General features: G+C 62.6%; 13 protein-coding genes and 7 tRNA genes. 6 read left to right on the top strand and 14 right to left on the bottom strand.

The genetic code is table 11. The features are described 5' to 3' along the window. The first annotated feature begins 254 nt into the window (after positions 1–254). On the top strand, positions 255–728 hold the full coding sequence (gene smpB, locus G486_RS0120480) for an SsrA-binding protein SmpB (RefSeq protein WP_027017208.1): 474 nt from the start codon (positions 255–257) through the stop codon (positions 726–728). Between the two features lie 114 nt (positions 729–842). On the opposite strand, the gene G486_RS0120475 is transcribed toward smpB, so the two are convergent. Beyond that, complete coding sequence (locus tag G486_RS0120475) at positions 843–1946, bottom strand: enoyl-CoA hydratase/isomerase family protein (RefSeq protein WP_027017207.1); 1104 nt, start codon at positions 1944–1946, stop codon at positions 843–845. A gap of 339 nt (positions 1947–2285) precedes the next feature. On the opposite strand from G486_RS0120475, the gene G486_RS0120470 reads away from it, so the two are divergent. Both G486_RS0120470 and G486_RS0120465 read left to right on the top strand, forming a co-directional pair. Further along, positions 2286–3764, top strand: coding sequence for a metal-dependent hydrolase family protein (locus tag G486_RS0120470; RefSeq protein ID WP_027017206.1), 1479 nt, complete (start codon positions 2286–2288; stop codon positions 3762–3764). A gap of 32 nt (positions 3765–3796) precedes the next feature. Further along, positions 3797–4552 carry an outer membrane beta-barrel protein gene (locus G486_RS0120465; RefSeq protein ID WP_027017205.1) on the top strand — a complete coding sequence of 252 codons (756 nt, stop codon included), beginning with the start codon at positions 3797–3799 and terminating at the stop codon, positions 4550–4552. Between the two features lie 136 nt (positions 4553–4688). On the opposite strand, the gene G486_RS23820 is transcribed toward G486_RS0120465, so the two are convergent. Continuing rightward, positions 4689–5618, bottom strand: coding sequence for a LysR substrate-binding domain-containing protein (locus G486_RS23820; RefSeq protein ID WP_245587382.1), 930 nt, complete (start codon positions 5616–5618; stop codon positions 4689–4691). Positions 5619–5904: 286 nt separating this feature from the next. Between G486_RS23820 and G486_RS0120455 the strand changes: the two genes are divergently transcribed. Then, entirely contained in the window at positions 5905–6522 is a 618-nt protein-coding gene (locus G486_RS0120455) for a LysE family translocator (protein ID WP_027017203.1), read from the top strand. 256 nt (positions 6523–6778) lie between these two features. Here G486_RS0120455 and rlmB read toward each other — a convergent pair whose 3' ends face one another. Beyond that, complete coding sequence (gene rlmB / locus G486_RS0120450; protein WP_027017202.1) at positions 6779–7528, bottom strand: 23S rRNA (guanosine(2251)-2'-O)-methyltransferase RlmB; 750 nt, start codon at positions 7526–7528, stop codon at positions 6779–6781. Positions 7529–7751: 223 nt separating this feature from the next. On the opposite strand from rlmB, the gene sstT reads away from it, so the two are divergent. After that, positions 7752–8984, top strand: a complete 1233-nt coding sequence (gene sstT / locus G486_RS0120445; RefSeq protein ID WP_027017201.1) for a serine/threonine transporter SstT — start codon at positions 7752–7754, stop codon at positions 8982–8984. 31 nt (positions 8985–9015) lie between these two features. On the opposite strand, the gene G486_RS0120440 is transcribed toward sstT, so the two are convergent. Beyond that, positions 9016–9696: an ABC transporter ATP-binding protein gene (locus tag G486_RS0120440; protein ID WP_027017200.1), complete on the bottom strand. Its 681-nt coding sequence runs from the start codon at positions 9694–9696 to the stop codon at positions 9016–9018. Positions 9697–9711: 15 nt separating this feature from the next. Between G486_RS0120440 and G486_RS0120435 the strand changes: the two genes are divergently transcribed. Continuing rightward, positions 9712–10383, top strand: a complete 672-nt coding sequence (locus G486_RS0120435; RefSeq protein WP_027017199.1) for an arylesterase — start codon at positions 9712–9714, stop codon at positions 10381–10383. 61 nt (positions 10384–10444) lie between these two features. Here the strand turns inward: G486_RS0120435 and G486_RS0120430 are convergent, their stop codons facing one another. The 10 genes from G486_RS0120430 to G486_RS0120380 form a co-directional block, all read right to left on the bottom strand. Then, positions 10445–10630, bottom strand: a complete 186-nt coding sequence (locus G486_RS0120430; RefSeq protein ID WP_027017198.1) for a hypothetical protein — start codon at positions 10628–10630, stop codon at positions 10445–10447. 111 nt (positions 10631–10741) lie between these two features. After that, entirely contained in the window at positions 10742–11545 is an 804-nt protein-coding gene (locus tag G486_RS0120425; RefSeq protein ID WP_027017197.1) for a DUF2189 domain-containing protein, read from the bottom strand. 219 nt (positions 11546–11764) lie between these two features. Next, a complete protein-coding gene (locus G486_RS0120415) occupies positions 11765–12982 on the bottom strand; it encodes a PLP-dependent transferase (protein WP_027017196.1) in 1218 nt (405 codons plus the stop codon). 157 nt (positions 12983–13139) lie between these two features. Further along, positions 13140–13216: transfer RNA gene (locus G486_RS0120410), tRNA-Asp, on the bottom strand. Between the two features lie 42 nt (positions 13217–13258). After that, a tRNA-Glu gene (locus G486_RS0120405) sits at positions 13259–13334 on the bottom strand. A 62-nt stretch (positions 13335–13396) separates the two neighbouring features. Continuing rightward, a tRNA-Asp gene (locus tag G486_RS0120400) sits at positions 13397–13473 on the bottom strand. A gap of 48 nt (positions 13474–13521) precedes the next feature. Next, positions 13522–13597: transfer RNA gene (locus tag G486_RS0120395), tRNA-Glu, on the bottom strand. Between the two features lie 62 nt (positions 13598–13659). Next, positions 13660–13736, bottom strand: a tRNA-Asp gene (locus G486_RS0120390). 48 nt (positions 13737–13784) lie between these two features. Next, positions 13785–13860 (bottom strand) — tRNA-Glu (locus G486_RS0120385). Between the two features lie 45 nt (positions 13861–13905). Then, positions 13906–13981, bottom strand: a tRNA-Ala gene (locus tag G486_RS0120380). Positions 13982–13984: the final 3 nt, after the last annotated feature.

Raw genomic sequence — 13984 nt, 5'->3', positions numbered from 1 at the left:
GCAGGGCGAGCCTGACTTTGGCTCCTGCCAGGGGTCACAGGACTCACGCACAAGGGTCGGCAAGACTTGGCCTGCATCATGGCAGCGGCAGCTTGCCTCAACCGGGTTTGCGTAAGCCGTGGACCATTCGGCAGGTCATTCACCAGGCTTGGGAACCAGAAGGATCGGGAGAAACTAGAATCGCTCCATTACGGGAGCAGACACCCGATTGTAGGTAGTGCCCGGACAATGCGGCATACCCACCCTCAACATCCATGGCAAAAAAACCAGATACACCCTCGCGCATAGCGGAAAACAAAAAAGCGATCTTCAATTATTTCTTCGAGGAACGCCACGAAGCCGGCATGGTGCTGCACGGCTGGGAGGTCAAGGCCCTGCGCAGCGGCAAGGTACAGCTCACCGATGGCTATGTGGTCATCAAGAACGGCGAGCTATTCCTGCTGGGCTGCCAGATCAACCCGCTCAAGACCGCTTCCACCCATGTGAGCCCCGATGCCGCACGCATCAAGAAGCTGCTCATGAAGAAGGACGACATACTGCGCCTCATCGGCAAGGTCGAGCAAAAGGGCTACACCCTGGTGCCTGTCAACCTGCACTGGAAGAACGGCCTGGTCAAATGCGATATCGCGCTGGCCAAGGGCAAGGCCGAGCACGACAAGCGCGATGTGATCAAGGAGCGCGAAGGCAAGCGCGAGGTCGAGCGCGCGATGAAAAGCCGCAACCGCTGATCGGCGGCACAGCAAAAACAAGAGCTGCCAGCGCCTGCCCTGTATTGATTTCAGATTGTTTTGAACCTGAAATCCAGCAGAGGCAAGCGCTGGCAGCTCATTTTTTCGCTAGCTTCAGTCCTTGAGCATGGCCAGCGGATGGGAATGCGCGGGCCAGGGGCTGTCGAAGAAGGCCTGCCACTCGCCCTCACTCACGTCCTCGATGCGCGCCGGGCTCCACCTGGGGCTGTGGTCCTTGTCCACGGCCAGGGCGCGTATACCCTCCACGGTCTCGCTCGCGCCGGGACGCAGGTAAAAGCAGTGACGCACCATGTCGCGCTCCATGCGCAAATCCTCGGCCAGGTCCATGTTGCGCGCACGGCGGATCTGCTCCAGCACCACATGCAGCATCAGCGGCGAGCGCTTGCGCAGCGTGGCCGCCTGCTTTGCGGCCCATTCGCTCGCGCCCTCGGCCTCCAGCGCCTCGATCATGGCCGCCACCGTGGGCAGGGCGAAATAGCGGTCGATCTCGGCGCGGACCTCCGGGGTCAGCGCGGGCTCGCCTGCTGGCGTGCAGCGTGAGCGGACCAGGGCCTCGATCTCGGCCGCATTCTTGAAGCTGCCCGAGGCCAGCGCCTCCCACACATCGGCCTGCTGCTCGGCGGGCAGATGGGCATCGGCCAGATTCAGGGCCAGCGCATCGGCTGCACCGATCGTGTCGCCGGTCAGGGCCAGCCACTCGCCCGCACGACCCGGGCAGCGCGAGAGGAAGTAGCCGCCGCCCACATCGGGGAACAGGCCGATGGCCGTCTCGGGCATGGCCATCTTGGTGCTCCCGGTGACCAGGCGCAGCGTGCCGCCCTGGCTGATGCCCATGCCACCGCCCATGACGATGCCGTCCATGAAGGCGATGTAGGGCTTGCCGAAGGCGTGGATCAGGTGGTTGAGCGCGTATTCCTCGGTGAAGAAATCCTCAAGCTCGGGATTGCCGCTGCTGCCTGCCGCATGCAGGAAGCGGATGTCGCCGCCAGCGCAGAACGCGCCAAAAGGCCCGTTCTTGCCCGTGCCGCGAATCGCCACCGCCAGCACGCGCTCGTCCTTTTGCCATGCCAGCAGCGTGGCCAGCAGATCGCGCACCATGCCCAGGGACAGGGCATTCAGGGCCTTGGCACGGTTGAGCGTGATCATTCCCAGCTGGCCACGCACTTCGGCCAGCACCTCGTTGTTGTTCTGCGTCATTGTCTGTGTTGCTCCTTGGATTCGACGAGTCTGCGGCCCGGCCACGGGCCTTGCCGCAACCCGCCACCATAACCGACAAGCAGGGTCTGCGCAGCCACCCGGGGCCGCAAAACGCCGCCGCTCCAGCACAGCACGGGATGGCCACGAATTGATCTCGATCAGGAAATTTCGCAGCGGCCCGGACGGGCTTTGCTGGAAGGAACTTGACCTACATGAAGCCGCGCAGGCCCGCCCTATGCTCTGCGACGTCGTCTCAGAGCGTGTTCACGATCTCTACGCACGAATTTACAATCACATACATCGCAGCACCTTTGCGTGCCTGCCACAGAGGAGCCGCCCATGGCGCAAGCGCTTGCCCAAACACATCACCTGTCCTGGAAAACCGGCCCCATACGCGCCCGAGCCTGCAACTGCGGCAGCGTGGTCTGCGAGCTGCTGTACCGCAAGATCATGGCCGACATGTCGCGCCGCATGTTTCTCGGCGGCGTGGCCGCCACCATGGCGCCTTTTGCACAGGCCCAGAGCACGGGCAGCGCGAGCCAGGGCCAGCCCAAGTCCTCCGACAGGCCGCTGCTGCTGACCAATCTGCGCCTGTTCGACGGCTCGGGCAAGAGCGTGAAGAACGGCCTCAACGTCCTGGTCCAGGGCAGGACCATTGCCGCCCTGCCCGCCGCCGGCGAAAGCGTGGAAGGCGCCCAGATCATTGACTGCCAGGGCAAGCTGCTCATGCCCGGCCTCATCGATGCCCACTGGCACACCATGATGGCCGCCATTCCCCAGATGGTGGCCATGACGGCCGACGTGGGCTACCTCTACCTGGCCGCCGCCCAGGAGGCGCAGCGCACGCTGATGCGCGGCTTCACCTCGGTGCGCGATGCGGGCGGGCCGGCCTATGCGCTCAAGCGCGCCATCGACGAGGGCATGGTTGCAGGCCCGCGCATCTACCCCAGCGGCGCCATGATCTCCCAGACCTCGGGCCATGGCGACTTTCGCATGCGCAGCGATGTGCCGCGCGCAGCCAACGGCCCGCTGGCCCAGGTCGAGAATCTGGGCGTGGCCATGATTGCGGACGGCGAAGCCGAGGTGCTGCGCCGCGTGCGCGAGCAGCTCATGCTCGGCGCCACGCAGATCAAGATGCTGGCCGGCGGCGGCGTGGCCTCGCTCTACGACCCGCTGGACAGCACGCAGTTTTCCGAGCGCGAGCTGCGCACCGGCGTCGAGGCCGCAACCGACTGGAACACCTATGTGATGGCCCATGTCTACACGCCCAAGGGCATACAGCGCGCCATCCGTGCGGGCGTGAAAAGCATAGAGCACGGTCAGCTGGCCGATGAAGAGTCCGTGCGCCTGATGCGTGATGAGGGCGTGTGGTGGAGCCTGCAGCCCTTCTTGCAGGACGAGGACAGCAACACCTACCCCGATGCCGCGCGCCGCGAAAGCCAGCGCCAGGTGGCTCAGGGCACGGTCAAGGCCTATGAGATGGCGCAGAAATACGGCATCAAGACCGGCTGGGGCACGGACGTGCTGTTCAACGCCAAGACGGCCCAGACCCAGGGCAAGCAACTGGCCAAGCTCACGCGCTTTTACGACCCGCTCACCGTACTGCACCAGGGCACGGGCAGAAACGGCGAACTGCTGGCCCTCTCGGGCGCGCGCAACCCCTACCCCCATGCGCTGGGCCGCATCGCGCCCGGCGCCTATGCCGACATCCTGGTGGCCGATGGCGACCCCGTGCGCAGCCTGGACTTTCTTGCCGATCCCGAAAAGAACCTGCGCCTCATCATGAAGGACGGCAAGATCCACAAGAACACGCTCTGAACCACAAGAACATCACCACAAGTACCCAAGCCATGAAACACCTCTACGCGGCAGGCCTGTCCCTGCTGGCCGTTTGCGCCACGGCGACCACCACCTCGGCACATGCCGACCAGACAGACCAGGGCGGCAATGGCTGGCGCTACCAGCTCACGCCCTACCTGTGGATGACGGGCATGAACGGCCATCTGCGTCCTCTCGCGAACTCGCCTACCGCCCATGTGAACGAGTCCTTTTCGGAGCTGCTGTCCAATCTGGATGCCGCCCTGTTTCTCTCGGGCACGGCGCGCCAGGGCCAGTATGTGCTGCAAGGTGATCTGAGCTATGCCTCGGTGTCCGACAAGGCCTCCCTGCCCCTGGGCCTCACGGCCAATACCAGGCTGCGCCAGACCGCGCTCACGCTGACCGGCGGCATCAACCGCCCACTGGGCACCGGCTCCAGCCTGGATCTCATGGCCGGCGTTCGCCTGTGGGACATCAAGGCCAGGGTGCAGGTGCCGGGGCTTGGCAGCTTCGAGAGCCGTGAGCACTTTGCCGATCCGATACTCGCCGCGCGCTGGCATCACAGCCTGGGCCCGCGCTGGTCCAGCCTGGTCTATGCGGACGCCGGTGGCTTCGGCGTGGGATCGGACTCCACCTGGCAGATCATGGCCTCGCTGAACTACGAGATCAGAAACAGTCTTTACCTGTCCTTTGGCTACCGCCACCTCAAGGTCAATTACCGCGACGGCGGGCAGCGGCTGGACTTCAGCATGAGCGGGCCCTTGGTCGGTGCGACGTACAGATTTTGAGCATCCTGGGGCGCTGCTTTATCGGCCCCCGAAAGAGGAAGGAGCCGGCTCTTGCTCGCGAGCCCATGGCCTTGGGCCGCACCGGCTTCATGGGCTGCTGATTTGCGGCATAGATGGGTATTTTCTGGAGAGGCTTTCAAACAGCGCTGGATCCTGCGTACGCCCCTGGACTATCTACCGCAGACAAGCACGAATTTACCTCCTGCATTAACCATTCCTGAAATCGTGCGTGCTTATCGCTCTGCTCCAATGGCTGCGGTGATAAGAGGTAGTAGGCAGAGCCATCCCGTAGAAAACCGTAAGGCGCGTGCAATTGCCCGTTGTGCAACTCATCTTGCACCATGAGAAATGATGCCATAGCCACGCCCAGACCTGAAACTGCAGCCTGGACGCACAGATAAAAGTGCTCATAATCGACTCGACTACTGCCCTTTAATGAGACACCAGCCGATCGCTGCCAGGCGGACCAAGCCTTGGGTCGAGTCCCGGAATACAGCAGTTTCGCGCCATCCAGCGATGCTCCAGCGGCTTTCTCATTTCGGCTAACCGGTCCCACCCATTCATCACATATCTTGACGGCATACGTTTCGGGACTCCAGTGAAAGTCGTCGCGACGTAATGCGACATCCACGCCACTGCGCGAGAAATCAATAGGCCCGCCTGCGGCTACAAGATGAATATGGATATCGGGATTTTTCTTGTGAAAGCCAGGAAGCCGGGGGATCAGCCATTTCATGGCTATTGTGGGCTCACATGAAACGACAAGCGTCTCGCCCTGCGCCATCTGCTGCAGCCGATACACCGCGCCTTCAAGCTGTTCAAAAACTGAATGAGTAACAGCGTGTAGAGAACGTCCCGCTGCATTGAGAAAAATAGCCCGGCTGCGTCGCTCGAACAACTCTACGCCCAGCGATTCTTCCAACAACCGCACCTGCCGACTCACAGCCCCGTGCGTGACGTGAAGAGACTCCGCAGCCTTGACAAAGCTACCGGTTTGCGCAGCAGCTTCGAAAAATCGAAATGAAGCAAGAGATGGTGATTTCATATGCACGATGAAATCTATCACATCAACATCAAAACAAATCGCTTTTCCGCACCATTAAACACCTTAATAATTGAGCCATTCAAAAATTTGCCTCATAAAATCGCTCAGTCATCATGGAATATATGCATAAAAGGACAGCATCCACAGCCGAAATAGCAAAACCACATCAATATCAAAGTCATGCTATAGAAATCCTCAATCTGTGCAAAATCATCGCCAAACAGGATTTTTCGATGATTTCTTTCGAAAATATTCGCACCCCAAACCTCCGGCGCGACTCCCGTCCTGTCTGCCCGGAACTCAACCAATGAATGAACTGCTGGCCGTAGCCACCATCACGGTCCTGGCCGTTATCAGTCCCGGCCCCGACTTTGCGATGGTTATCCGCAACAGCTATGCCTTCGGACCCCGAATCGGGCTGCTAGCCGCTTTGGGCATCGCCTGCGGCGTACAAGTACATGTGATGTACACCGTTTTTGGCATTGCCATGCTGATTGCCAGTTCGCCTGCCGCATTCATGCTCATGAAGCTCATAGGTGCCGCGTATCTCATCTACCTGGGCTACAAATCCCTGAGCAACAACACGGCACTCTCCCTTGAAGAGGCATCGGGCAAAGCACCTGCAGCGCCCGCCGCCTTCTTGATGGGCTTTTTCACCAATGCACTCAATCCAAAGACCATGTTGTTCGTCGTGGCCACCTATACGCAAATCGTGCAGCCCAACAGCTCGCTAGGTCATAACTTCGCCTATGGCTTGTTCATGTCCCTGGCACATTGGGTTTGGTTCAGTGCTGTCGCCCTGTTTTTTGCTGCCCCTGCCATGCGTCAACGCATGCTTGAACGACAGGGCATTGTCGACAAAGGCATTGGTATCGCACTGATCGCGCTCGGAGCCTCCCTGGTCTTCACGAAATCCATCGTGTAATGCAAGCCTCCCCAAAAGACCTGCATCGATCTTGAAGGCATCCGGGCGGCGCATACCCAGGTCATCAGGACTGATGTGCCGAGCGTGACGTCACAAGAGGGGACGGCTGCTTTGTTACGCCCGCCCGCGCTGGCCACGCAGACACTGGGGCTGGAGACTGCTCTCAGTCAGTCTGCGCAGCCACCTGCCCCGGATCAGTGGAACGACACGAGAAGGCGGCCCTTGCCCCCGTCTCTGGCCTTGAGCCGTGCCTGCATCAAGCGGTACGCTGGCGCAGGGCTTCGTAGAGGCAGACGCCGCTGGCGACGGAGACATTCAGGCTGGAGACCGCCCCCATCATCGGAATGCCAATCAGCTCGTCGCAAGTCTTGCGCGTAAGCTGACGCATGCCATCGCCCTCGGCACCCAGCACCAGGGCTACCGGGCCTTTGAGGTCCACCTGATACAGGGTTTTGGGCGCATCGTCGCTGGTGCCTATGATCCAGATATTGCGCTCCTTGAGCTCGTTGAGGGTGCGCGCCAGATTGGTGACCATGAAATAGGGCACGGTCTCGGCCGCGCCGCTGGCGACCTTGGCCACGGTGGCATTGACGCCCACCGCATGGTCCTTGGGCGCGATCACCGCATGCGCACCCGCGCCATCGGCCACGCGCAGGCAGGCGCCAAGATTGTGGGGATCGGTCACGCCGTCCAGCACCAGCAGCAGCGGGTTGCTCACGCCATCAGCCTCCAGTTGCTCCAGCAACTCGTCCAGCGAGTGGATTTGTGCCACGGGCTCGACACGCGCGGCCACGCCCTGATGGCCGTGGCTGCCCGCGAGCTTGGCGATGCGCGGTGCATCGGCCTCGATCAGGCGTGCACCGGCCTCGCGCGCTCGATCCAGGAACTGGCGCATGCGCGCATCGCGCCGCGTGGCCTCGTAATAGATCTCGATGATGGACTGGGGAGCGGTCTTGAGGCGCACGCCCACGGCGTGAAAGCCGAACAAAACTTTGGGAGACGACATGGGGCGCGATTATCCTGCGAATTGAATAACCATCGTCCAGGCGTCCGCGCACAGGCCACAGCCACCGCTGCATTGAAAAAACAAAAATCAGTGGTTTTTCCCCAGTCGCTACACTGCGCGGCTTGCCCGAGGCATGGCTTGGATTGGCCCCAAGTCCAGCGCATTCGGCCCGCCATTCATGCGGCTTCCAGCGATGGCAGCCGCTCTCAACCTGCTCTTTGTCATGTTCAAGAATCTCATCGACTGGATGGCCCGCACCAGCCTGGTGGCGCAAATCGCCACTGGTTTGGCTGCGGGCGGCCTGCTGGCCTGGCTGTGGCCCGAGGGCGCAGCCCAGGCCGGCCTGCTGGGCACGCTGTTCATTGCCGCCCTCAAGGCCGTGGCCCCGGTGCTGGTGCTGCTGCTGGTGTTGTCGGCTACCTGCAACCACAAGCCCGGCCGCTCGACCCAGCTCAAGCCCGTGCTCATGCTCTACCTCGTGGGCACGTTCAGCGCGGCAGTGATTGCCGTGCTGGCCAGCATGCTGTTCCCCTCGCGCATCGAGTTCAGCAATGCCTCCGCCATGCAGGGCGCGCCCAGTCGCATCAGCGAGGTCTTGCTCAGCGTCTTGCAAAGCGCGTTCGACAACCCCGTGCATGCGCTGGAAAGCGGAAACTACATCGGCATTCTGGTCTGGGCCGTGGCCCTGGGCCTGGCCTTGCGCCATGCCAGCGAAGCCACGCATGCGGTGATGCATGACCTGGGCCAGGCCATCACCCGCGTCATACAGGGCGTGATACGGCTCGCGCCCCTGGGCATCTTCGGCCTGGTGGCGGGCACGTTCTCGGAGTCGGGCCTGGACAAGCTGCGCGACTATGCGCACCTGCTGGCCGTGCTGCTGGGCTGCATGCTCATCGTGGCACTGGTCGTGAATCCGCTCATCGTCTGGACCCAGACGCGCCGCAACCCCTACCCCCTGGTGCTGACCTGCCTGCGCGAGAGCGCGGTCACGGCCTTCTTCACGCGCAGCTCGGCGGCCAACATCCCCGTCAATCTGGCCCTGGCCAAGCGTCTGAATCTGGATGAGGACACCTACAGCATCTCCATCCCCCTGGGAGCGACCATCAACATGGCAGGTGCGGCCATCACCATCAGCGTGCTGACCCTGGCTGCCGCGCATACGCTGAATATTGCCGTGGATCTGCCCACGGCCATTTTGCTGTGCGTGGTGTCGGCCATCTGCGCCTGTGGCGCCTCGGGCGTGGCCGGCGGCTCGCTGCTGCTGATTCCCCTGGCCTGCAGCCTGTTCAACATTCCCCACGACCTGGCCATGCAGGTGGTGGGCGCGGGCTTTGTGATCGGCGTGCTGCAGGATTCGGCCGAGACTGCGCTCAACTCCTCCACCGATGTGCTGTTCACCGCTGCTGCCTGCCGCGCCGCGCAAAGGCGTGCGGGCGAGGACGTGCCTGCGGTTTGAGAGCCGTCTGGCGCCTCAACGAGTCAGCAGCTCAAACCACCCTGCCGGCCTCGATCGTGACCCGGCGCTCGCAGCGCCCGGCAATGCTGCGGTCATGAGTGACCATGATCAGGCTCGTGCCGCGCTCACGGTTGAGCGCAAACATCAGCTCCATGATGGTCTCACCCGTTGCGAAGTCCAGGCTTCCCGTGGGCTCGTCGGCCAGCAGCACGGCAGGCTCGACCACAAAGGCCCGCGCCAGTGCCACGCGCTGCTGTTCGCCGCCCGAAAGCAGCTTGGGATAGTGGCCCAGGCGCTGGCCCAGACCCACGCGGCCCAGCATGTCCGTAGCCTGCTTGCGCGCATCGCGCCGGCCCGCGAGCTCCAGCGGCAGCATCACGTTCTCCAGCGCCGTCATATTGCCCAGCAGCTGAAAGCTCTGGAATACAAAGCCCAGCTTCTGGGCGCGCAAGGCCGCGCGCGCATCCTCGTCGAGCGCGAACAAATCCTGGCCCTGCAGCCTCACCGTACCGCGCGTGGGCGTATCCAGACCCGCAAGAATCGACAGCAACGTGCTCTTGCCCGAGCCCGAGGCGCCGACAATGGCCACGGTTTCACGCGCCGCAAAGCGCAGATCGATATCACGCAGAATGTCCAGGGTTCCCGTGGAGTCGCTGACCGACTTGAAAACATGCTCGACTTCTATCAGGGGCTGGGCCAGGGTTTGCGACATAAGGAGTTGAAGAAAATGCAGTATGAATTGAAGAAACGCCGCCACTTTATCGCGGGCAGCCTGCTCCTGGGATTGAGCCTGGGCATGTCCGCACAGGCTGCCAAGCCTGCAGGCCCCTTGCTGGTGCTCGGCGATTCGCTGAGCGCCGAGTATGGCCTGGCGCGCGGCACGGGCTGGGTGGCCTTGCTGGAGCAGCGTCTGGCCGAGCAGCAGCGCAGCCTGGCCGTGGTCAACGCCAGCGTGAGCGGCGAGACCACCTCGGGCGGCCTCTCACGCCTGCCGGCCCTGCTGGCCCAGCACAGGCCTTCGGTGGTCATTCTGGAGCTGGGCGGCAATGACGCCTTGCGCGGCCTGCCCCTGCAAGGCCCTCAGGGCACGCAGGCCAATCTGCAAGCCATGGTGCAGGCCAGCCAGAAGGCCGGTGCCAAGGTGTTGCTGGTGGGCATGCAGGTGCCGCCCAACTATGGCAACAGCTATACGAACCAGTTCCAGCAGCTGTTTCCGCAGATCGCCCGGCAGTACAAGACGGGGCTGGTGCCGTTTTTGCTCGCCGGCATCGGCGATACGGGCGCTGCAGATACGGCCCAGTGGTTCCAGGCCGACCGCATCCATCCCAAGGCGAATGCCCAGCCCCATATGCTGGACAACGTCTGGCCCGAGTTGCTCAAGTTGCTGAAACAGCCCTGAAAATCGCGCAGCTGCGTCGGGTCGCATGCAGTGGCTGGCGCGCCGCTCCGCATGCAGCCCCTCAGGTCCTGGCCCTCTCGCCCGCTTCGCCAGCGCTCGCTGCGGCATCGGCCTGGCCGGCTCCGGGGGCCAGACCACCCTCGTCAGAGCTCTTGCGCTCGGCCTTGGCTCTTTCCTTGTCCAGCTTTTTCTGCTTCTTGGCCAGCTCGCGCTGACGTTTTTCATACGAATAATTGGGCGTTGCCATAGTGTCAATCTCCTAACATCTGCAGACCTTACAACCAGGCGGTTGATCCAAGGCCAAAGCCTCACTGTATCCGCAAGGGCTTGAGGCGCCGCAAGGAGCGCGTAAATAAGCTCAGTCAACCCCTGCCGGCGACGCGGGCTCTGGCTCCACGCTGCTGCGGTAGGCATGCCAGCTCGCACAGCCAAGCAAGGGGCCGACAAGCAGCAGGCCCAGCGCATGCCACCACAGGGCTGCCGCGATGAAAACGGTAATCATCAGCCCCCACTGCAGCATCACACCCGCATTGAGCGCGACCACACGCAGGCTGGTGATGCAGGCCGTGAGCGCATCGGTATCACGGTCCAGTATGGCCGGCAGGGCCACAGCCATGCAGGAGAAGACCAGCCCCGCGAACGCTGCGCCGACCAGGGTGTAGACCGCAAGAAACTCCCAGTTCTCGCGCCGCAGCACCACCTGCATGACGCTGGCCGTGCTGGGCATGCCGGTATCGAAGAACACCGCAAACACCACCAGGGAGGCACGCCCCCACAGCAGCTCCAGCACGATGAGCACCATGACCAGCATGCCCATGCTGGCCATGTGCGCGTCCCAGCAGGTCAGCGAGCTCGAAAGCTCGGGCGCCAGACCCTGCTCCAGCCGGCGGCTCGCGTCATACAAGCCCATGGCCAGAAATGGGCCCAGCAGCAGACAGCCGCTGGCCAGGGACATGGTGTATTCGGGACTGGCCCTGAACACCCAGGCAAGCAGCCAGGCCATGCACCAGAAGCAGACGCCGTAGAACAGGGCCAGGCCCGGCGCCCGCCTCAGATCCCGCCAACCCAGACGCAGCCAGTGCCAGGGATCGGCCATGGTCAGCTGGCGCACCTGCAGCGCAGCGGGCTGCGGGCGCTCATCCGAGTCGGGGGAAGCTTGCATGCCGGACCTCCTGGGCTGCGCGAAAGCGCTTTCAGGCTGCAACTTAGCCCAGCAGTTTCTGGCCAGCCATGGCGAAACTACCAAGTCCGAGGTGCGGGCGGATGGTGATGGCTATCAAAAAACAGAGCTGGTTGCGCTTGACTACAGCCAGACTCAAGCCAATTCATGGCTGAAACCCAGTAATGGCAAGCGCAAACAGCTCTCTTTTATTACTCAGCCTCAAGCCCCGAAGGCCTGCGTCAGCGCCTGCTGCAGATCGGCGCGCAGATCGGCCTGCGCCTCCAGGCCGATGGCAAAGCGCACCACGGTGCCGGAACGGATCTGCGGGGTCGCGCAGCCGCGCATGGAGGGCAGCTCGTAGGGCACGACCAGGCTCATGGGGCCGCCCCAGCTATAGCCGATCTTGAACAGCTGCAGGCTGTCGCAGAAGCGGTCCACGGCCTCTTGCCCGTGAGCCGGGTCGATGACCACGCTGAACAGGCCGGCCGCCACGCCCTCACCCTGGTCGCCGCCGCACAAGGCCTTCCAGCTCGCATGACCTGGAGAGCCCTGCATGGCCGGGTGCAGCACCTGGGCCACGGCAGGCTGCTCGGCCAGCCACCGGGCCAGCGCGCGTGCTGTGCGGTCCTGGGCTTGGTAACGCAGTGCGATGCTGGGCAGGGAGCGCAGCACGGTCTCGGCATCGTTGCCGCTGACCCCCAGGCCCAGGCGCATGTGGGTGAGCTTGAGCCGCATGCCCAGCCCCGGGTCGCGCGTGATGATGCTGCCCATGAGCACGTCACCGCCGCCACTGGGGTATTTGGTGAGCGCATGCACGGTGGCATCCACACCCAGCGCGCCGTCGCCCAGCAGATCGAAGGGCCTGAAGGCCAGACCTGCGCCCCAGGTGTTGTCGAGCACGCAGATCAGCCCGCGCTCGCGGCACAGGCGCACCATGGCCACCAGATCGGGGAACTCCATGGTCACCGAGCCCGGGGCCTCCAGCCAGACCAGGCGCGTCTCGGGCCGGATCCTGGCCGCGAGATCGTCAATGCTCATGGGGTCATAGCCATCGTGGCCGATGCCGAACTGCGCCAGCTCCCCATGAGCCAGAGTCTTGTTCGGGCCGTAGGCGTTGTCGGGCAGCAGCATGTGCTCGCCCGTGCGCAGCAGGCTCAGGGAGACATTGGCAATGGCTGCAAGGCCGCTGGGCACCAGCAGGCATTGCAGCCCCCCCTCGAGCGCGCACAGGCGCTCTTCCAGCGTGAACGTGGTGGGCGTGCCATGCAGGCCGTAGGTATAGCTGCTTTTGTCCAGCCACTGGCGCGCGCGCATGGCGGCCACGTTCTCGAAGATCACCGTCGACGCCTTGTGCACGGCCGGCTGGGGCGCCACAAAGCCCGCAGGCGGCTGGTAGGGATGGTGTATGAGATGGGTAGGGAGCTGAGGGTCGGTCATGTCTGCATCTTAGAACGTGTTCAAGGGCTCTTTCCCACGGCGCCAAGAGCTGGCCAGGATCTTCCAGGCTCAGCCGGCAAAAAGCCGTTATTTGCGCTGGAACGAGCTGGCAACAAAAAAAGCCCCAGAGCAAAGAACTCTGAGGCTTTACAAGATTTGGCGGAGTGGACGGGACTCGAACCCGCGACCCCCGGCGTGACAGGCCGGTATTCTAACCAACTGAACTACCACTCCTGGCAGACAGCTTTGCGCTCTTGCGAGCCAAGTGCTGCAACTTGGCGACCCTACGGGGATTCGAACCCCGGTACCTACCGTGAAAGGGTAGTGTCCTAGGCCTCTAGACGATAGGGTCAAAACCTGGACTTGCCGATTAAAAAAGCGCCTTCCAGACAAAGGCGCTTTTCATCAAGCGACTGGCGGAGTGGACGGGACTCGAACCCGCGACCCCCGGCGTGACAGGCCGGTATTCTAACCAACTGAACTACCACTCCTGGCAGAAAGCTTTGCTCGCTATTTTGTAGCGACAAGTGCTTCAAACTTGGCGACCCTACGGGGATTCGAACCCCGGTACCTACCGTGAAAGGGTAGTGTCCTAGGCCTCTAGACGATAGGGTCAAAACCTGGACTTGCCGATTAAAAAAGCGCCTTCCAGACAAAGGCGCTTTTCATCAAGCGACTGGCGGAGTGGACGGGACTCGAACCCGCGACCCCCGGCGTGACAGGCCGGTATTCTAACCAACTGAACTACCACTCCTGGCAGAAAGCTTTGCTCGCTATTTTGTAGCGACAAGTGCTTCAAACTTGGCGACCCTACGGGGATTCGAACCCCGGTACCTACCGTGAAAGGGTAGTGTCCTAGGCCTCTAGACGATAGGGTCAATTCCTAGAACGATGCGGGCTTTGCAGCTCGCCGTCTTCAATTTTGGTGGAGGTAAACGGGATCGAACCGATGACCTCTTGCATGCCATGCAAGCGCTCTCCCAGCTGAGCTATACCCCCGAA

Source organism: Comamonas composti DSM 21721 (genome assembly GCF_000429845.1).
Lineage (GTDB): Bacteria > Pseudomonadota > Gammaproteobacteria > Burkholderiales > Burkholderiaceae_C > Comamonas > Comamonas composti.
This window is presented reverse-complemented; position numbering and strand designations above follow the sequence as displayed.